12 protein-coding genes are annotated in these 19,338 nt (G+C 70.9%); 4 read left to right on the top strand and 8 right to left on the bottom strand.

Annotated elements, in window-relative coordinates; genetic code table 11:
• Positions 1-45: 45 nt before the first annotated feature.
• On the top strand, positions 46-5,472 hold the full coding sequence (locus BMX57_RS08270; RefSeq protein WP_092364976.1) for an alpha-2-macroglobulin family protein: 5,427 nt from the start codon (positions 46-48) through the stop codon (positions 5,470-5,472).
• Between the two features lie 15 nt (positions 5,473-5,487).
• On the top strand, positions 5,488-7,518 hold the full coding sequence (gene pbpC / locus BMX57_RS08265; RefSeq protein ID WP_177175418.1) for a penicillin-binding protein 1C: 2,031 nt from the start codon (positions 5,488-5,490) through the stop codon (positions 7,516-7,518).
• A 25-nt stretch (positions 7,519-7,543) separates the two neighbouring features.
• On the opposite strand, the gene BMX57_RS08260 is transcribed toward pbpC, so the two are convergent.
• The 4 genes from BMX57_RS08260 to BMX57_RS08245 are packed head-to-tail and all read right to left on the bottom strand — an operon-like array spanning position 7,544 to position 14,221.
• A complete protein-coding gene (locus tag BMX57_RS08260; RefSeq protein ID WP_092364973.1) occupies positions 7,544-9,586 on the bottom strand; it encodes a hypothetical protein in 2,043 nt (680 codons plus the stop codon).
• Positions 9,583-12,345 (bottom strand): DUF4159 domain-containing protein, encoded by a 2,763-nt coding sequence (locus BMX57_RS08255; RefSeq protein ID WP_092364970.1) that lies wholly within the window; start codon positions 12,343-12,345, stop codon positions 9,583-9,585. Before BMX57_RS08255 ends, BMX57_RS08260 begins: the two co-directional genes overlap by 4 nt.
• Positions 12,342-13,217, bottom strand: a complete 876-nt coding sequence (locus tag BMX57_RS08250) for a DUF58 domain-containing protein (RefSeq protein ID WP_092364967.1) — start codon at positions 13,215-13,217, stop codon at positions 12,342-12,344. Before BMX57_RS08250 ends, BMX57_RS08255 begins: the two co-directional genes overlap by 4 nt.
• Positions 13,214-14,221, bottom strand: a complete 1,008-nt coding sequence (locus BMX57_RS08245) for an AAA family ATPase (RefSeq protein ID WP_092364964.1) — start codon at positions 14,219-14,221, stop codon at positions 13,214-13,216. Before BMX57_RS08245 ends, BMX57_RS08250 begins: the two co-directional genes overlap by 4 nt.
• A gap of 63 nt (positions 14,222-14,284) precedes the next feature.
• Here BMX57_RS08245 and BMX57_RS08240 point away from each other — a divergent pair, with 63 nt between their 5' ends.
• Together BMX57_RS08240 and BMX57_RS08235 are read left to right on the top strand one after the other, a co-directional pair.
• Positions 14,285-14,866, top strand: a complete 582-nt coding sequence (locus tag BMX57_RS08240; RefSeq protein WP_092364961.1) for a DUF1285 domain-containing protein — start codon at positions 14,285-14,287, stop codon at positions 14,864-14,866.
• A 36-nt stretch (positions 14,867-14,902) separates the two neighbouring features.
• Positions 14,903-15,658 carry a hydroxypyruvate isomerase family protein gene (locus BMX57_RS08235; RefSeq protein WP_092364958.1) on the top strand — a complete coding sequence of 252 codons (756 nt, stop codon included), beginning with the start codon at positions 14,903-14,905 and terminating at the stop codon, positions 15,656-15,658.
• A 12-nt stretch (positions 15,659-15,670) separates the two neighbouring features.
• On the opposite strand, the gene BMX57_RS08230 is transcribed toward BMX57_RS08235, so the two are convergent.
• The 4 genes from BMX57_RS08230 to ilvD form a co-directional block, all read right to left on the bottom strand.
• Positions 15,671-16,048, bottom strand: a complete 378-nt coding sequence (locus BMX57_RS08230) for a hypothetical protein (RefSeq protein WP_092364955.1) — start codon at positions 16,046-16,048, stop codon at positions 15,671-15,673.
• Between the two features lie 11 nt (positions 16,049-16,059).
• Positions 16,060-16,821: a DUF6478 family protein gene (locus BMX57_RS08225; protein ID WP_092364953.1), complete on the bottom strand. Its 762-nt coding sequence runs from the start codon at positions 16,819-16,821 to the stop codon at positions 16,060-16,062.
• Positions 16,822-16,937: 116 nt separating this feature from the next.
• Entirely contained in the window at positions 16,938-17,522 is a 585-nt protein-coding gene (locus tag BMX57_RS08220; protein ID WP_143057913.1) for a hypothetical protein, read from the bottom strand.
• Positions 17,503-19,266 (bottom strand): dihydroxy-acid dehydratase, encoded by a 1,764-nt coding sequence (ilvD, locus tag BMX57_RS08215; protein WP_092364946.1) that lies wholly within the window; start codon positions 19,264-19,266, stop codon positions 17,503-17,505. Before ilvD ends, BMX57_RS08220 begins: the two co-directional genes overlap by 20 nt.
• Positions 19,267-19,338 lie beyond the last annotated feature (72 nt).

The raw sequence follows: 19,338 nt of genomic DNA, 5'->3' as shown, positions 1-19,338 counted from the left end.
CACGTGACGCCTCATGCAACCCTTGCGGCATTGCAGGAGGTCCGCATGGCACGGTTCGGTTTCGCCCTTGGCGCTTGTTTCGCAACGCTTTTCTCCCTGTCCGGCGCGGCCGGCGCGCAAGAGGCGGTGCCAACGTTCCGATACCTGGCCAGCGCGGACATGGATTTCTATGGCGCGGACCTGGATCCGCTCTTCGACACCGATCTGGCCTCCTGCGTGCGGGCCTGTTCGGCCAACGACCAATGCACCGCCTTCACCTTCAACCGCCGTTCCAACGCCTGTTTCCCCAAGCGCGGTGTCAGCGAGGAAACAGCCTATGAGGGTGCGCTCTCGGCGCGGAAGATCGGCACCGACCCGGCTTATCTGGCGGCGGTGCCAGCCCGATTGCAGAGCCTCGGCTTTCTCAAGCCGGCCGATCTGGCGACCGCGGCGCGGCAGGCGCGGGAACTGGGGTTGCGCCACCCGACGGCGGGCAACGACCTGCAATCGCTTGTCGATGCCGCTCGGGCGACCGAGGATCCGCAGCGCGGGGCGGGCTGGGCCGGTGCGGCGGCGGCGCTGGGCGACCGGTCGGATCTCTGGGCCGACTATGCCGCCCGCCTTCTGGCGGTGGAGGAGGACAATTCCAACGCGAAACGTGCGCTTCGTGACCGGGCGCTGAGCGCTGCGGTGAACGCGGTGCTGCGGGCGCAAGGCGCCGGGGCCGAGGTCAGCGCCCTGTCGGTGCTGGCCGATGCGCTGGAAGCCACGGGGCGGGGCCGAGACATGGTATCGGCCCTGCGGCGCGCGACCGAGTTGCAGCCGCGCAAGGACCTGCTGGCCGCGCTGGATCGGGCGGTCGCGAAATACGGGTTCCGCGTGGTCGAGACCACTGTGGAAAGCGATTCCGCCGCGCCACGGATCTGCGCGCAGTTCTCGGAACCGCTGGTGCGGGCGGGGGTGGATTACGAACCCTTCGTGCAGCTGCCCGACCCGGCGCTGGTGGTGCAAGCCGAGGAGAGCCAGATTTGCGTCGATGGAGTCGCGCATGGCACGCGGTATCGGATGACGCTCCGGCGGGGTCTGCCCGCGGCCTCAGGCGAAACGCTGATCAAGGACGTGGTGCTGACCCATTACGTGCGCGACCGCAGCCCTTCGGTCCGGTTTCCCGGCCGGTCCTACGTGCTGCCAAAGGCCGCCGATGCCGCGCTGCCGGTCGAGACCGTCAACCTGACCGAGCTGGAGCTGCAGCTGCGCCGCGTCAGTGACCGCAACCTCCTGCAGGCGGTACGGCAGGGGTTCTTTGCCCGGCCGCTCAGCCATTGGCAGGAGCAGGAATTCGCCTCCGACATCGCCCAGGATGTCTGGACCGGGACCGCCACGGTGCCGAGCGAGCTGAACCGCGAGATGACCACGCGTCTGCCGATGGGCGCGGCGATTGCGGGTCAGCCCGCGGGGATCTATGCGCTGACCGCGCGGGTGCCCGGGGCCGATCCCTATGACGATCCGGGCGCGACGCAGTGGTTCGTGCTGTCCGATCTGGGGCTTTCGACGATCTCGGGCAATGACGGGCTGCATGTCGCGGTGCGCTCGCTCGCCGATGCGAAGCCGCGTGACGGGATCGAGGTCACGCTGGTGTCGAAGGCTAACGCGGTTCTGGGCACGGCCCGGACCGGCGAGGATGGTGTCGCGGTCTTTGCGCCGGGTCTGACCCGTGGCACGGGCGGGGCTGCGCCCGCGCTGGTGCTGGCGGCGCAGGGCAACAGCGACATCGGCTTCCTGTCGCTTGTCGATCCGGCCTTCGACCTGTCCGATCGCGGGGTCGAAGGGCGCGCGCCGGCCGGGCCGGTGGACGTGTTCCTGACCACCGATCGCGGCGCCTATCGCGCGGGCGAGACGATCCACGCCACGGCACTGGCGCGGGACGGCATCGCGCAGGCAATCGAGGGCCTGCCCCTGACCGCGATCCTGCGGCGTCCCGACGGGGTGGAGTATCGCCGCGCCGTCTCGGATGGCGGGGTGGCCGGGGGGCATGTGTTCGGCCTCGCCGTGGGCGACACCGCCCCGCGCGGCACCTGGCGTCTGGATGTCTTCAGCGACCCCGAGGGCGCGGCGCTGGCCAGCCGGCAGGTGCTGGTCGAGGATTTCCTGCCCGAACGCATCGATTTCGACCTCTCGCTGCCCGACGCGCCGCTGCGCCCCGGGGACAGCCCGCCGCTGACGATCTCGGCGCGCTACCTGTTCGGCGCGCCCGGCGCGGATCTGAGCGTGGACGGGCAAGTCAGCTTGCGCCCCGCCGAAACGGTCGAGGGGTTCCCCGGCTTCCGGTTCGGCCGGCATGACGCTTCGGGCCAGGCCCAGAGCAGCCAGTTCGGCGGCCAGCGCACCGATGCGCAGGGCCAGGCGGTGGTCCCGGTCGAAATCCCGGCGGCGGGCGCCGAGGGCAAGCCGATGCAGGCCAGCGTGACCGTGCGGCTGGCCGATGGCTCGGCCCGCCCGGTGGAACGCCGGTTGACCGCCCCGGTGCGGCCCGCCGGTCCGGTGATCGGCATCCGCCCGATGTTCGATGACGTGGTGCCCGAAGGGTCCGAGGCCGCCTTTCGCATCGTCGGCCTGTCGCCCGACCTGACGCCCGCGCCGATGCAGCTGCGCTGGACCCTGAACCGGGTAGAGACGCGGTATCAGTGGTATCAGCTCTATGGCAACTGGAACTGGGAACCGGTGACGCGCCGGTCGCGGGTCGCCACCGGCGAGGCCACGCTGGCGGATGCGGCGCTGTCGCTGTCGCAGCCGGTGGATTGGGGCAGCTATGAGCTGGTCGTCGAACGCACCGACGGGCCATATGCGGCGGCCTCCATCGGGTTCGACGCGGGCTGGTACCAGGCCGCGGATGCAAGCGCCACGCCTGACCGGCTGGAGCTTTCGCTAGACCGGGACAGCTATCGCCCGGGCGAGACCGCGCGGCTCAGGATCGTGCCGCGGATGGCGGGGCAGGTGCAGGTCGCTGTGCTGTCCGACCGGGTGATCGAGCGCCAGATGCTGACCGTCGAGGCCGGCGAGACGGTGATCCCGTTGCAGGTCACCGACGACTGGGGCACCGGCGCCTACGTCTCGGCCACGCTGATCCGGCCGATGGATGTGGATGCAGGCCAGAACCCGGCGCGGGCACTGGGCCTGGCGCATGCCGCCGTCACGCCGGTCGGCAAGGCGCTTGACGTCGCGATCGACGCACCCGAGATCGTCCGCCCGCGCGGGATCCGACAGGTCAGCGTCCAGGTAGATGGCGCGGCCGAGGGGCAGGACGTCTGGCTGACGCTTGCGGCGGTGGATCAGGGCATCCTCAACCTGACCGGGTTCGACAGCCCCGATCCCAAGGGGCACTATTTCGGCCAGCGCCGGCTGGGGGTCGAGCTGCGCGATGTCTATGGCCGACTGATCGACGGCATGAGCGGCGCGATGGGTCAGGTGCGCTCGGGCGGCGATGCCGGATCGGGGCTGCGGATGCAGTCGCCGCCGCCGACGCAGGAGCTGGTCGCCGAGTTCAGCGGCCCGGTGCGGGTCGGCTCGGACGGCATGGCAGATGTCGACATCGACCTGCCGGACTTCAACGGCGCGTTGCGGCTGATGGCGGTGGCCTGGTCGGCCGACGCGGTGGGCCAGGCCGAGGCCGAGATGATCGTGCGCGACCCGGTGGTGGCGAGTGCGTCGCTGCCGCGCTTTCTGGCGCCGGGCGACCGCAGCCGTGTCCGGCTGGAGGTGGTGCATGCCGATGGGCCGGCGGGCGAAATGGCGCTGGACCTTAAGGCCGGGCCGGGCTTGTCACTGGGCGAGGTGCCGGGCCGGTTCACGCTGACGCCGGGCGGCAAGGCGGTGTTCGAAGTGCCGGTGCAGGCGGTGGCGGTGGGCGATCCATCACTGACGCTGACCCTGACCACGCCGGCGGGCGAGGATCAGACGCAAGAGCTGGTTCTGCCGGTGCGCGCCAACGATCCCGTGGTGGCGCAGTCACGGCGCTTTGCGCTGGGCGCCGGCGACAGTTTCCTGTTCTCGCGCGATGTCTTTGCCGAGCTTCGGCCCGGGTCGGCCCGTGCGATCCTGTCGGCCGGCCCGCTGGCGCGGTTCGACGCGCCGGGGCTGCTGTCGATGCTTGACCGCTACCCCTATGGCTGCACCGAGCAGGTGACGTCGCAGGCGCTGCCGCTGCTCTACCTGACCTCGGTGGCCGAGGCCACGGGGCTGGGCGCCGGCCCGGCCGTGCGCGACCGCATCGCGGCGGCGATCACCCGGGTGCTCAGCCGGCAGGCGCCGAACGGGGCCTTCGGCCTGTGGCGGGCCGAGAGCGGTGAATTCTGGCTCGACGCCTATGTCGCCGATTTCCTCAGTCGGGCGCGGGCCGAGGGGCATGCGGTGCCCGACCGCGCCTATGCGCAGGCGATGGACAACCTGCGGAACCGCATCAACTATGCCCCCGATTTCGACTGGGGCGGTGAGGATATCGCCTATGCCCTGTCGGTTCTGGCGCGCGAAGGCGCGGCGGCGATGGGCGATCTGCGCTACTATGCCGATGTGAAGGGCGATGCCTTTGCCACCCCGCTGGCGGCGGCACAGCTGGGCGCGGCGCTGGCGGCCTATGGCGACCAGACGCGGGCCGATGCGATGTTCGCGCGGGCGGCGCGGATGATCGGCGGCGCGGATGCCGACGAGCGGCTGTGGCGCGCCGATTTCGGCACCGGCACGCGCGACGCGGCAGGGGTTCTGGCGCTGGCGGCCGAGGCCGGCAGCGCGGCGGTGGATCGCGACGCGCTGGTTGCGCGGATCGTCGGGGACACGCCGCGCATGTCGCCGCAGGAGGCCGCCTGGACGCTGATGGCCGCGCAGGCGCTGATCCGTGACCCCGGCCAGAGCGGATTGCGGGTGAACGGCGCCGAGGTCTCGGGGCCGTTCGTGCAGGTGCTGGAGGGCGATGACGATGCGGTGCTCAACATCACCTCCGCCGAAGGCGCGGCGACCGAGATCACGCTGACCACCCTTGGCGTACCGCTGGTGCCGCCGCCCGCCGGCGGGACCGGATACAGCATCGCACGGCAATACTACTCGATGGAAGGCGCGCCGCTCGACCCGATGTCGCTGCGCATCGGCGACCGGTTCGTGACGGTGCTGACCGTGACCCCGCACGAGGCGAATGGCGGGCGGCTGATGGTCGACGATCCGCTGCCGGCGGGTGTCGAGATCGACAATCCCAGCCTTCTGCGCTCGGGTGATGTGCGGGCGCTGGACTGGCTGGAGCCGGACGAGGCCGAACATGCCGAGTTCCGCAGCGACCGCTTCCTGGCCGCGCTGGACCAGCGGCAGGCCAGCAAGGCGACGCTGGCCTATATCGCCCGCGCGGTCAGCCCGGGCACGTTCCATCACCCGGCCGCCTCGGTCGAGGACATGTATCGCCCGGATCTGCGCGCCCGCACCGCCACCGGCCAGGTGGTGGTGGCGGAATGATGGCGGCAGCGGCGCATGGCTAGATCCGCGGGATGGCTGTTCGGGCTGGCGGCGCTGCTGCTGTCGCTGGCGGCGCTGCGCGATGCCGCCGACCGCTGGGTCGACGCGACCGACCTGCCGGTTCTGCTGGCCGAGACCTCGGTCGAGATCCGCGACCGGCAGGGCGCGCTGTTGCGGGCCTATCCGGTTGCGGACGGGCTGTGGCGGCTGACACCCGGCGCAGTGGATCCCGATTTCACCCGCATGCTGATCCGCTACGAGGACAAGCGGTTCCGGCGCCATGCCGGGGTCGATCCGCTGGCGATGATCCGCGCGGCGGCGCAGGCGGTGTGGCAGGGGCGGACTGTTTCGGGCGGATCCACCCTGACCATGCAGGTCGCGCGGCTGCTGGAGGATGGCGGCACCGGGCGCTGGGCCGGCAAGCTGCGGCAGATCCGCGTGGCGCTGGCGCTGGAGCGGCGGCTGGACAAGGAGGCGATCCTGTCGCTCTACCTGACCCATGCCCCTTATGGCGGCAATCTCGAAGGGGTGCGGGCGGCCACGCTGGCCTGGTTCGGCAAAGAGCCGCGCCGCTTGACCCCGGCGCAGGCGGCGTTGCTGGTCGCACTGCCGCAATCGCCCGAGACCCGGCGGCCCGATCGGTATCCGGACAGCGCCCGCGCCGCGCGGGACCGGGTTGTCGAGCGGATGCGCGCGCAGGGCATGCTGACCGAACAGTCCGCCGCTGCGGCGCTGCGCGCGCCCGTGCCGGGGCGGATGCGCGCCTTTCCGCGTCTCGCGCCGCACCTGTCCGACCGCGTCATCGCCGAGGCACCGGATCGCGCGCGCCACGTGCTGACACTGGACGCGGGCGTGCAGACCCGGATGCAGGCGCTGGCGAGCCGCGCGGCGTTCGAGGCCGGGGCGGGCCTGTCGGTGGCGCTGGTCGTGGCCGAGCACCGCAGCGGCGCGATCCTGGCCTCGGTCGGCTCACCCGGCTATGCGCCGGCCCGGCAGGGGTTCGTCGACATGACGCGGGCGCTGCGCTCGCCCGGCTCGACGCTGAAGCCGCTGGTCTACGGGCTGGCTTTCGACCGCGGCCTGGCGCATCCCGAGACGTTGATCCATGACGGGCCGGTGATGTTCGGCCGCTATGCGCCGCGCAATTTCGACGGGCAGTTCCGGGGCGATGTGCGGGTGCGCGAGGCACTGCAGCTGTCGCTGAACATCCCGGTCGTGCGCCTGACCGAGGCGATGGGACCGGTGCGGCTGATGGATGCGCTGCGGCGCTCGGGCGCGGATCCGGACCTGACCGGCGTGCCGGGACTGGCGGTGTCGCTGGGCGGGGTCGGGCTGAGTCTGCGGGATCTGGTGCAGCTTTATGCCGGGCTGGCCAATGGCGGGCAGGCGGTGCGGCTGCACCATCTGCCGGGCAACACCGAAACCGGGGGCCGGCTGATCTCGGAGGTTGCGGCCTGGCAGGTCGGCGACATCCTGGCCGGGCTGGCACCGCCGCCCGGCGCACCGGCGCGGGCATTGGCCTACAAGACCGGCACCTCCTACGGGCATCGCGATGCCTGGGCGGTGGGTTATGACGGGCGGCACGTGATCGGCGCCTGGATCGGCCGGCCTGACGGCACGCCGGTTCCGGGCGCGTTCGGCGGCGACCTGGCCGCACCGGTCCTGTTCGAGGCCTTCGGGCGGCTCAAGCCCGGTTTCGACCCGTTGCCGCCGCCACCGCCGGCCACGCTGATCGTCGGCGCGGCCGAGTTGCCGGCGCCGCTGCAGCGGTTCCGCCCGCGCGGCGCGCGTTTCGGCGATGCGCGGGACCGGGTTCAGCTGCTGTTTCCGCCCGATGGTGCAAGGCTGGCGGGCGGGGACGCGCCGCTGACCGTCAAGCTGCGCGGTGGCGCAGCGCCCTTCACGGTCCTGGTCGACGGACGGCCGTCCGCGACCGGGCAGCGGGCGCGGAGTTTCGAGATCCCGCATCCCGGACCCGGCTTTTCGGCGCTGGTGGTTGTCGATGCCGACGGGCGGTCGGACCGCGCGGCGATCCGGCTGGATTGACGGTTACGGCCCGGGCCAAGTCGGCTCAGCGGCGCCCCTCACGCAGCCAGCCCGCCACGATGAACCCGGCGGCCAGGAACAGCACCAGCCAGGGCGGCAGCAGCGCGCTCTGGGTCACGTCGCGAGTCTCATAGGCGCCGCGCGGGGTCAGCCCGATCCAGCCGCGCCCGGCCGCGGGACGTCCCTCGCGCACGTTGCGGATCGTGGGCAGGCCCTGCTCGAGCCGGAACACGCCGCCGCGCACCGCCTCGATCGCGGGAGCCAGCGCGACATCCGTGGCGATGGTCTGTTCGAACTCGCGCGGGGCGGCCGGGCCCAGGCCGATGACCGCCTCGTGGTCGCCCTCGGCCAGCCGGTAGAGACCGATCTCGGGGCCTTCATAAAGCGCCTCGTAACGTCCGGGCGAGACCTCGCGCAGTTCGACCTCGGTGGTGCTGCCGTCGGGGGTGGTGACGGTCACATCGCCGACCTCTTCCTCGAGCGTGCGGCGGATGATGCGCATGGTCTGGCCGACCGCCTCGGCCCAGAGCGCCTCTTCCTCAAGCTCGGGTTCCTTCATCATCCAATGTGCCAGCCGCCGCAGCAGGTCCAGCTGCGGCCCGCCGCCCTCGTATCCCCGGCTCCAGAGCCAGGCGTGATCCGAGGCCAGCAGCGCGACGCGGCCCTCGCCGACCCGGTCCAGCACCAGCAGCGGCCGCTCGTCGATGCCCTGCATCACCACATGGCCCGAGCGCGGCAGAAGGTCGACCTGGCGCAGCCACGATCCCCATTCGCCGTCCCAGTCCAGCCCGGACGTGACCGGGTGGCGCTCGCCCAGGTCGGTGACGGCGGGGCGGTACCGGTCCTCGATCACCCGCGCGCTTGGCTCGGCGGGCAGGGTGGTGCCCAGAGGCGAGCGGTAGATGCTGTCGGCGGTGGCAAAGTCCGGCCCCGCCGCGACCAGCACGGCGCCGCCCTTGGCGACATAGTCCGAAACGTTGTCGAGGTAGATCGCCGGCAGGATCCCGCGCCGCTTGTAGCGGTCGAAGATGATCAGGTCGAAATCGTCGATCTTCTCCAGGAACAGCTCCCGCGTGGGAAAGGCGATCAGGCTGAGCTCATCCACCGGCACGCCGTCCTGTTTCTCGGGCGGGCGCAGGATGGTGAAATGCACGAGGTCCACCGAGCTGTCGGATTTCAGCAGGTTGCGCCAGGTGCGCCCGCCGGGATGCGGCTCGCCCGAGACCAGCAGCACGCGCAGCCGGTCGCGCACGCCGTTCATCTGCACCAGCGCGGTGTTGTTGCGGTCGGTCAACTCACCCTCGGCCTCGGGCACGGTGAATTGCAGCACGTTGCGCCCGCCATGCGGCAGGGTGACGGGCAATTCGATGTCCTGCCCGACCGGCAGGGTGAAGCGTTCGGGCGGGCCGCCATCGACCGAGATCTCGAGCGGTGCGGTGGTGGCGCCGGGCGGCACCGCGCCGCTGTCCTCGATCCGCAGGGTCAGGGTGACCGGCTCGCCGATGATCGCGAAGGCCGGCGCGTTGTCGACGATCAGGCGACGGTCCCAATCGGTCTCGCGCCCGGTCAGCAGCAGGTGCATCGGCGCCGGAAGCTCGGGCAGGCGGTCCATGTCGTGCACGCGCCCGTCCGACAGCGCGATGATGCCGGCCACCCTTGCGCGCGGCTCTTCGGCCAGGGCGGCGGCCAGCGCGGTCATCATCTCGGTTCCGGCGTCGCCCTCGCCGTCCTTGACCGTCACGCGGCGCAGCTCGGTGTTGTCGCGCGCCTCCAGAGCCTCGACCAGTTCGGCGGCGGCACCGGCGGTCTGCGCGGGGCGGTCGGACAGTCCCTGGCTGGCGCTTTCGTCCTCGACCAGCAGCACGATGTCGGTGAGCGGCGCGCGATCCTCGATCTGGTAGACCGGCCCGGCCAGCGCGGCCAGCACCATCAGCGCGGCCAGCGCGCGCAGTGCCCAGCCCGAAAGCCCACGCCACAGCGCCAGGACAACGCCGGCCAGGGCGAGGGCGGCGACGGCGGCCAGCACCGACCAGGGGATCAGCGGGTCGAAGATCACGGTTCCGGTCATTGGCCCAGCCTGTCCAGCAGCGCAGGCACGTGCACCTGGTCGGATTTGTAGTTCCCGGTCAGCACGTGCATCACCAGGTTCACGCCGAAGCGGTAGGCCAGTTCGCGCTGGCGTTCGCCTGCAAAGCCACGCCCCACAGGAACCAGCGGATTGCCATTGCGGTCCACCGCCCAGGCCGCGGCCCAGTCATTGCCGCCGATCACCACCGGCGTGACCCCGTCATTGAGGTTGCGGAACGGCATCCCCTCGATCTGTTCGGCATCCGGCGGGGCGGCCTCGACCCAGACATCGCGGCCGGTGTGACGGCCGGGAAAGTCCTGCAGCAGGTAAAAGGTTCGGGTCAGCACGTGGTCGCCCGGCACCGGTTCCAGCGGCGGGATGTCCAGCGGCGCCGCCAGGTCCTGCAGCTTGCGGCCGTTGGGACTGGCCGCGCCGAACCGCGCGATATCGGCGTCGCGGGTGTCGAACAGGATCATGCCGCCCGAGCGCAGATAGGCGTTGAGCCTGGCATAGGCCTCGGCCGAGGGGGTCGGCTGAACTGGGGTGATCGGCCAGTAGAGCAGCGGGAAGAAGGCCAGTTCGTCGCGCTCCAGATCGACACCGATCGGGTCGGCAGGTTCGACCGACGTGCGGAAGAACAGCGTGTCCGACAACCCGCGCAGTCCGGCGCGGGCGACATCGTCGACCTCCTTGTCGCCGGTCAGCACATGGGCCAGCACCATCTCGCCGGTGGCGGACAGGGCAAAGTCGGTCTCGCTCGCCTGCTGGGCCTCGGTCGGGTGGGTCAGCATCATCGCCGCCAGCAGCGCGGCGGTGGCGCGGCCCGGACCCAGCCGGCCGGACAGGGCCAGGGCGGCGATCACATCGGCCACCAGCATGGCCAGGGCCAGGCTGAGCAGCATGCCCCCCAGCGGCAGCTCCGGGCGCACGGTCAGGCCCTCGACGGGAACGTCCGCGGGCCAGGCGGCCGGTTCCAGCGTGGCATCCGCGCCCAGCACATTGCGCGCCAGCCGCCGGTCGCCGCTGCGATAGAGGCCCGGCCGCAGGTCCGGGCCGACCGGCGCGGAGGCCAGATCGGCGCCATCCACACCGGGCAGGGTTTCGGCCTCGGAGAGGCGGCCATAGGCGTCCAGCACCTGCACCGGCGTCCAGGTCGTGCCTTCCAGGTCGGCGGCATCCGGCGCCTTGGCCATCGAGGACACCGCCAGCCGTTCCAGCATCTCGACGAACAGGCCCGAGAGCGGCAGGCTGGACCATTCCGCGTTGGCGGTGACGTGGAACAGCACCACCTGGCCCTGGCCCAGCGGCTTGCGGGTGACCAGCGGGGTGCCGTCGGCCAGGGCGGCGATCACCCGGTCGGCCAGCGTGGGATCGGGCTGCGCCATGACCTGCGCGGTGACCCGCACGTCGGGTGGGATCTGCAACCCGTGAAACGGCGAGGTCTCGGGGAAGGGCGCCAGCGTCTTGGGCTCGCCCCAGCTCATCGCGCCGCCCACCGAGCGCCCGCCCGACCGCAGCCGCACCGGCATCAGGGGATGCTCGTCGCTGCGGCTGACGTCGCTGGCCGCCAGTCTCGGCCCGGCGAAGCGCAGCAGCAGCCCGCCCTCGTCGATCCACTCGGTCAGCGCTGCCTCCTCGGCGGGTGAGAGCGTGGCGATATCGGCCAGCACCACGACATCCGGGTTCGCGGGCAGCACTTCGAGCAGGCCGCCATGCAGCAGGTCGGCGGTGGGCACCAGCGCCTGTTCCAGATAGTGCAGCGGCGCCAGCAGCTCCAGCCCCTCGCGATCCTCGCGCCCGGCGATCAGCGCCACCTCGCGGCGGCGCAGGGCGTCGTCGGCCAGCGTCACCGCCCCGGCCGATCGTTGCGCCTGCACCGAGAAGCCGGTGATGCGGGCCCGCAACTCGGCGGGCAGGGACAGCGCGGTCTCGGCCCGTGTCTCGCCTGCGGCGAAGCGCGCGGTGGCCGAGGCCAGCACCCGCGCCGTGCCGGCCGGATCGGTGCCGTCGGCCAGCAGCGTCACCTCGCGGTCCGGCCCCGCCGCCGCGCGCAGCGCCGACAGCTGGATCGCACCGTCGTCGTAGCTGGCGGGCAGCAGGCCGAACACGTCCGCGCCGGTCTGGTAGACCTTGAGGGCGCCGCGATCCTGCAGCGCCGCCAGCAGGCGGTCGCGCCCGGCATAGTCCAGGCCGTCCGAGACCCAGTAGCTGTCGAACCCGCTGTCGGTGCCGGCGATGGCGTCCAGCGCGGCGTCGATCTGCGGCGGTCCGGGTTGCCACGGCGCGGGCGAGAGGCCCGGCAGCCGGCTGCGCCAGGCCTCGGCGGATTGGAACAAGAGCGGCTCGGGCGCGCTCAGGCGCAGGACGGCCACCGGGCGGCCGGCGCGACCGGCTTCGGTCAACTGCGCCTCGGCCAGCTCGATCCGGTCGGGCCAGGTCGGCGCGCCGGCCCAGCTGGCGTCCATCACGATCAAGAGCGGCCCGCTGCCCGGCGCGTCGCGCGACGGGTTCAGCACCGGCCCGGCCAGGCCGATGATCACCGCGGCCACCGCCAGCATCCGCAGGAGCAGCAGCCACCAGGGCGTGCGGTCCGACACGCTCTCGTCGTCCTTGAGGCCCAAAAGCAGCGAGACGGCGGGGAACAGCCGGCGGATCGGCGCTGGTGGCACCGCGCGCAGGATCAGCCACAGGATCGGCAGCGCCAGCAGACCCAGCAGCAGCCAGGGCGCGGTAAAGCCGATGCCGCCCAGAACGGTCACCGCACACCCCCGTCCAGCGCGCGATAGAGCCACAGGAGCGCCGATTGCGCGCTGTCGCCGGTGTGGTGCAGGCCCAGCCGCCAGCCGGTCACCTGGCACAGGCTCTGCAAGGCCGCTTTGCGATCGGCCAGCCGCGCCAGGTAGCGGTCGCGCAACTCGCCGGCCTTCAGCGTCTCATGCCGGAGCGTTCCGCCGACGCTCTGAAAGATGGTGCGGCCCTGGTAGGGAAACGCCTCTTCGCTGGGGTCGAGCACCTGCAACAGGACGCCGCGCACGCCGCGATCCGCGGCCTTGGTCAGTGCCCGTTCCACTTCGGCCATGTCGCCCAGGAAATCCGACAGGAACAGGGCGCGGGCATGGGGTACCATCGCGCGGTGCTCGGGCGGGGCATAATCCGCTTCGGCATCATGCGAGAACATCTCGGCCAGGCGCAGCACCTGCGCATTGCCGCGCCGGGGCGGCAGCGTCGTGCCGGTCAGCCCGACCCGTTCGCCGCCGCGCACCAGCAGGATGGCGATGGACAGCGCCAGCAGCCGGGCGCGGTCGATCTTGTCGGGCAGGGCGGCCTCGGACGCGAAGCGCATCGAGGCTCCCTGGTCCACCCACAGCATCACCGACTGTGCAATCTGCCATTCGCGCTCGCGCACGAATTGCTGGTCGCCCTTGGCCGAGCGGCGGTGGTCGATCAGCCGCCGGCTGTCGCCCACCTGCGCCGGGCGGTATTGCCAGAAATCGTCACCCAGCCCCGCCCGCCTGCGGCCATGCTCGCCCAGAAGGACGGTGCCGGCCAGGTGCTCGGCGCGGGCCAGCAAGGGCGGAATCCGCGCCGCTTCGGCCTCGGCGCGCTGGCGAAGGGCGGGGGGTGTCGTCACGCGGCGGCCTCGGTCCGGGTCAGATCCCGCGCGGTGCTTTCGATCAGGTCGGACAGGCTGTCTCCACGGGCGCGGGCGGCGAAGTTCAGAGCCATCCGGTGCGACAGGACCGGGCGCGCCATGTCGATCACGTCCTCGGCGCTGGGCGCCAGCCGGTTCTGGAGCATGGCACGGGCGCGCACGCACATCATCAGCGCCTGCGCGGCGCGCGGGCCGGGGCCCCAGGCCACGGTTTCGGCCACCCGCTCCGAGGCGCCCGGCTCTTCGGGTCGGAACGCGCGCACCAGGTCGAGGATCAACTCGATCACCGACTCGCCCACCGGCATCCGGCGCAGCAGGGTCTGGGCCTTGAGCAGTTCCTCCTGGGTGAACACCTGCTGCGACAGCGCCTCTTCCACGCCGGTCGTGGCCAGCAGGATGTCGCGCTCGGTGTCCCGGTCGGGGTAATCCACGTCGATCTGCACCAGGAAGCGGTCGAGCTGCGCCTCGGGCAGGGGATAGGTGCCCTCTTGCTCGATCGGGTTCTGGGTCGCCAGCACGTGAAACGGCGCGTCCAGCCGGCGGTCTTCGCCGGCCACGGTCACCGTGCGCTCCTGCATCGCCTGGAGCAGCGCCGACTGGGTGCGCGGGCTGGCGCGGTTGATCTCGTCGGCCATCAGAAGCTGGCAGAAGATCGGGCCGGGAATGAAGCGGAAATGCCGGCTGCCATCCTCGGCGGTGTCCAGCACCTCGGAGCCGAGGATGTCGGCGGGCATCAGGTCCGGGGTGAACTGGATGCGGTTGCCGTGCAGGCCCATCACCGTGCTCAGGGTCTCGATCAGCCGGGTCTTGCCCAGCCCGGGAAGGCCGATCAGCAGGGCGTGACCGCCGCACAGAAGCGCGGTCAGGGTCAGATCCACGACCCTTTCCTGCCCGATGAACCGGCGGGTGATCGAGGCCTTGGCCTGCTGCAGCTTGTCTTCCAGCGCCTCAATCTCGGCGACCAGCTCGGCGGAGTCGGACATGGTTTTCCCTTCCCTGACACTATATGTAGGAGTGTATCGCGCTGAGAGGAAATGGCAAAAACAATGAGCGGACAAAATGCCGTGACACCCTCGCCCGAGGGCATCGCCGAGTCGATCAAGGCGGCTAATACGCGCGGGATCCCGCCGGTGCATGCGTGGAACCCGCCCTTCTGCGGCGATCTGGACATGCGGATCGCGCGCGACGGAACCTGGTTCTATCTCGGCACGCCGATCCAGCGTCCTGAACTGGTGCGGCTGTTCTCGTCCATCCTCAAGAAGGAGGGCGCGCGATATTACCTTGTCACGCCGGTCGAGAAGGTCGGGATCTCCGTCGACGACGCCCCTTTCGTGGCGGTGGATTTCGAGGTGGGTGGGCAAGGTGACGCGCAGGTTATGACCTTCGAGACGCAGGTGGGCGATCTGGCCGTGGCCGGGCCCGACCATCCCATCCGCGTCGAGCGTGATGCCGAGACCGGCGAGCCATCGCCCTATGTGCATGTCCGGGCGGAACTCGAGGCGCTGATCGACCGCAAGAGTTTCTACCGGATGGTGGAGCTGGGCACGCATCGGGACGGCTGGTTCGGCGTCTGGTCCTCCGGGGCATTCTTTCCGATCATCCCCTCGCGGGAGTTGGAGGCCGACTGACGCGCCGGGGGCGGTCCGACCACGTTGCGGGGAGCCATGCCCAGATTTGCCGCCAACCTGACCATGCTGTTTGCCGAGTTGCCCTATGCCGACCGGTTCCGGGCGGCCGCCGAGTCGGGGTTTCATGCGGTTGAGATCCTCGATCCCTATGGGTTTGCCGCCGAGGACACACGCCGCGCCCTGTCGGAAGCCGCTTTGGAATTGGTGCTGATCAACGCGCCGCCGCCCGACCGCGCTGGCGGTGTGCCGGGCTATGCCGCGGTTCCGGGCGGCGAGGGCCGTTTTGCCGAGGACCTGGAGCGCGTGCTGCGCCATGCGGCGGCGCTGGCTCCCGGGCGGATCCATCTCATGGCGGGTGACGCGGCGGGCGCGACGACGCGCGACACTTTCGTCGCCAATCTCAGGCACGCCGCCGACCTGGCGCCGCGGCAGGGCTTTACCATCGAGCCGCTGAACCCGGTGGCCCGGCCGGGCTATTTCCTCAATGACTACAGTCAGGCGGCGGAGGTCCTGGCGGCGGTGGACCGGCCCAACCTGGGGCCGCAATTCGACAGCTACCATGCCCAGATGATCCATGGCGACGCGCTGGCCGTGTGGCGCGAATACCGGCCGCTGATCGTGCATGCCCAGGTCGGTTCGGCCCCCGACCGGCAGGAACCGGGGCCGGGGCCGATCGACTTTGCGGCGCTGTTCGCGGCGATGGACGAGAGCGGTTATGACGGCTGGGTCAGCGCGGAATACACGCCCTCGACCGCGCGGACCGAGGATTCGCTGGGCTGGATGTCGGTATGACCGCGCCTGCCCTCAGGTCGTCTCCAGGCAATGCCGCCGGAAGGCGCGTTTGAGCATGTCCAACTCGGCGCGCAGCAACGCAACCTCGGCGCGCAGGTCGTCGGCCGCCGGTTCCCCGGCGATCAGCGTGAAGTCGCTCAGCCTCGTGTCGGTCTCGGCATCCACGATCAGAAAGGTCTGGACCCCCTCGGCGATGGCCTCGGCCGGGATCGGCACCGACAGCTCCCAGGTGCCGGGCGTATCGCCCTCGGTCAGGTCCACGCCCTCGATGTCGCGATCCAGGTGGCTGACCCGGATCTCGGGCCGGCGGCCGGTCTCGGGTGCGCCGGTGATCCGGCCTTCCCACAGGCCGTTGCGCAGGCGGATCGGGGTCAGCGTCAGGTCGGTCATCTGGGAGCCTCCTACAATGCGGCGCGGCGGACCCGGCACAAGGTCAGGTCGCGCAGCGTGACCTGGTTCATCTCGGGCGCCTCGAAGATCAGGTCGAGCCACGCCTTCTCGATCCGCTTCTCGTTGAGACTGGTATAGGCGAGATCGAACTCGACCATCACCTCGGGCTCGTGCAGGGGCAGCTCGCGCACCAGCTGCTCGGTGTTGGGTCCGTGGCGGATGTTGAGGCGGGCGAAGATCTCGATGGGTTTCTCCAGCTCGACAACCGTGTCCACCCGGATCAGGTGATCGCGGGTCAGCCCGTCGATGGCCTCGGGTGGCAGGTCCAGCACCAGCGACAGGAACGACCCGTCGAAGCGGAAGACATCCATGCGCAGGCCGAAGGGTGCAAGATCTTCCTCGCGCGTGTTGCGCAGCTGGCGCAGGGTCAGTTCCGAGCGGTCGCAATCATGAAACAGCGTGGCCTCGTCGCCCAGGGTCGAGCGCGAGGGCACCGAGGACAGGCCGGGCACCGGCAGCGGGCCGCGCCAAAGCTCGGGCCGCCAGGACCAGTCCCAGCCATGCGGTTTGGGAAAGAAGGTCGCGCCGATCCGGGGCAGCGCCAGACGTCCGTCGGCGACGTGGATCAGCCGGTCGAGATGGCTGCGCAACTCGCGCGCCCGGTTGCGCTGCTCGCGCAGGGCGGTCAGGTCGGTCCGGCCCGCCGAACGCGCGGCGCGGCGCCAGCGGCGCATGGCGCGCATATGTGACAGCCGGTTCAGTATCCTGCTCATACCTGTCTTGCCGCGTTTCGGACCTGTGCGTTCCGTTCTACCGAAATCAGGTCGGCGAGAGAAACACAATACCGCGGGCTTGCGGCGATTTCTGCCTGCCGCGCCCGTTCGCGCACTCAGGAGCCATCGGCGCTGGCGGCGCGGGTCGCCTCGGCGGTCTCGGCCAGGAGCCGCGCGCCGCCGGGACCAAGCGTGTCGCTGCCGTCGCCTGCATAGAGCGCAAGGCCCACGGCCTGCCCGTTGAGAACGAAGGCAGTGCGCCAATGGGTCGGGCTGGCGCCGTCGACCTTGTGGCCGGGATCGGCGAGCAGCAGGTAGGGCCGGCCGCCTATTGTGCGCCGCGCGGCCAGCCGCGCCGAGGGCTTGGCCGAAGCGATGGTGCGGGCGTCGGGCTGCGCGGCGGTGGTGGCGGGCTGCGTGGCCGCAGTGATGAGCGCCAGGTCGCGTGCTGCCGGGGTCCGGCCCATGCCCAGCGTGTCGCAGCGCGCGATCACCGCAAACCCGTCGCGCCCGCGCTGGACCGAGCGGGGGTCGATGCAATAGCCGCTGGGCGCGGCCAGCACGACATCCCCCTCGGCCAGCGCGATCCGTGTCACCCGCGGCGCCGCGCCCGGACCGCTGGGGAGTCCGGCCAGCTCGTCACAGCCGGCCAGAAGGAGGACAGCAGCGGCAGCGGCCCCCTTACAGGTCCATGTACTCATGCTTTTCGGCCTTGCCGCCGGGATGCGTCACCGCGCCCTTGTAGGTCTCGCCGACCAGCTGAGCGAATTTCCACAGCGACCCCGAGGCATAGATCGTCTCGCGCGGGCCGGCCCAGGACGCCTTGCGCGCGGCCAGGTCGTCATCGGACAGATCGACCGTCAGTTCGCCCTTTACCGCGTCGATGGTGATCATGTCGCCATCCCGAAGCAGCGCGATGGGGCCGCCATGCGCCGCCTCGGGGCCGACATGGCCCACGCAGAAACCGCGGGTGGCGCCGGAGAAGCGGCCGTCGGTGATCAGAGCCACCTTCTTGCCCATGCCCTGCCCGGACAGGGCGGCGGTGGTGGCCAGCATCTCGCGCATGCCGGGGCCGCCGGCCGGGCCCTCGTTGCGGATGACCAGCACTTCGCCCTCCTGGTAGCTGCGTGCCTTGACGGCGGCAAAGGCCTCTTCCTCACTTTCGAAGACGCGGGCGGGGCCGGTAAAGACCTGGTCCTCGGCCGCGATGCCCGCGACCTTGACGATGGCGCCCTGCGGCGCGAGGTTGCCCTTGAGCCCGACGACGCCGCCGGTCTTGGTGATCGGGGTCTCGACCGGATAGATCACGCGGCCGTCCGCCTTGCGCGTCACCTTGTCCAGTTCCTCGCCCACCGATCCCCCGCTGGCGGTCATGCAATCCTCGTGGATCAGCCCGGCCTTGCGCAGCTCGTTCATCACCACCGGCAGGCCGCCGGCGTCATAGAGGTCCTTGGCCACGTATTTGCCGCCCGGCTTGAGGTCGACGAAATAGGGTGTGTCGCGGAAGATCTCGCACACATCGTCGAGATAGAACTCGATCCCCGCCTCATGCGCGATGGCGGGCAGGTGCAGGCCGGCATTGGTCGAACCGCCGGTGCAGGCGACCACGCGGGCGGCGTTCTGCAGCGACTTGAGCGTGACGATGTCGCGGGCGCGGATATCCTTTTCGATCAGGTCCATCACCGCCTGGCCCGAGGCCTCGCCGTACTGGTCGCGGGATTCGTAAGGCGCGGGCATTCCGGAGGAATTGAACAGCGCCAGCCCGATCGCCTCGGACACGCAGGCCATCGTGTTGGCGGTGAACTGGCCGCCGCAGGCGCCCGCCGAGGGGCAGGCGACCCGCTCCAGCATGTCCAGGGCTGCATCCGACAGCTGGTTGTTCTGGTGCCGGCCCACGGCCTCGAACATGTCCTGCACGGTCAGGTCGCGGGTGCGGAAATCCTCGGGGATCTCGTCGACCTGCGGCGCCTTGCCCGGCAGGATCGAGCCGCCATAAATGAACACCGACGGCACGTTGAGCCGGACCATCGCCATCATCATGCCCGGCAGCGACTTGTCGCAGCCGGCAAGGCCCACGATGGCGTCATAGCTGTGGCCGCGCATGGTCAGCTCGACGGTGTCGGCGATCGCCTCGCGCGAGGCCAGCGAGCTGCGCATCCCCTCGTGGCCCATGGCGATGCCGTCGGTCACGGTTATGGTGGTGAACTCGCGCGGGGTGCCGGCAGCCGCCTTGACGCCCAGCTTGACCGCCTGCGCCTGACGGCTCAGCGCGATGTTGCACGGCGCGGCCTCGTTCCAGCAGGTCGCGACCCCGACCAGTGGCTGGTGGATCTCTTCCTCGCTCAGACCCATCGCGTAGAGATAGGACCGATGCGGCGCGCGTTCGGGCCCCTCGGTCACGTGGCGGCTGGGCAATTTCGTCTTGTCGAACTGGCGCTTGAGCATGGCGGGCCTCCCGGAGAACTGTCCTGTTGGCAATATCCTTGCGCCGGGGCGTAGACAAGGGCCAAGCGGTCG

Origin of the sequence: Cribrihabitans marinus (assembly GCF_900109035.1) — a bacterium.
Lineage (GTDB): Bacteria > Pseudomonadota > Alphaproteobacteria > Rhodobacterales > Rhodobacteraceae > Cribrihabitans > Cribrihabitans marinus.
The sequence above is the reverse complement of the archived record's forward strand: the minus strand, read 5'-3'. Positions and strand labels throughout refer to the sequence as shown.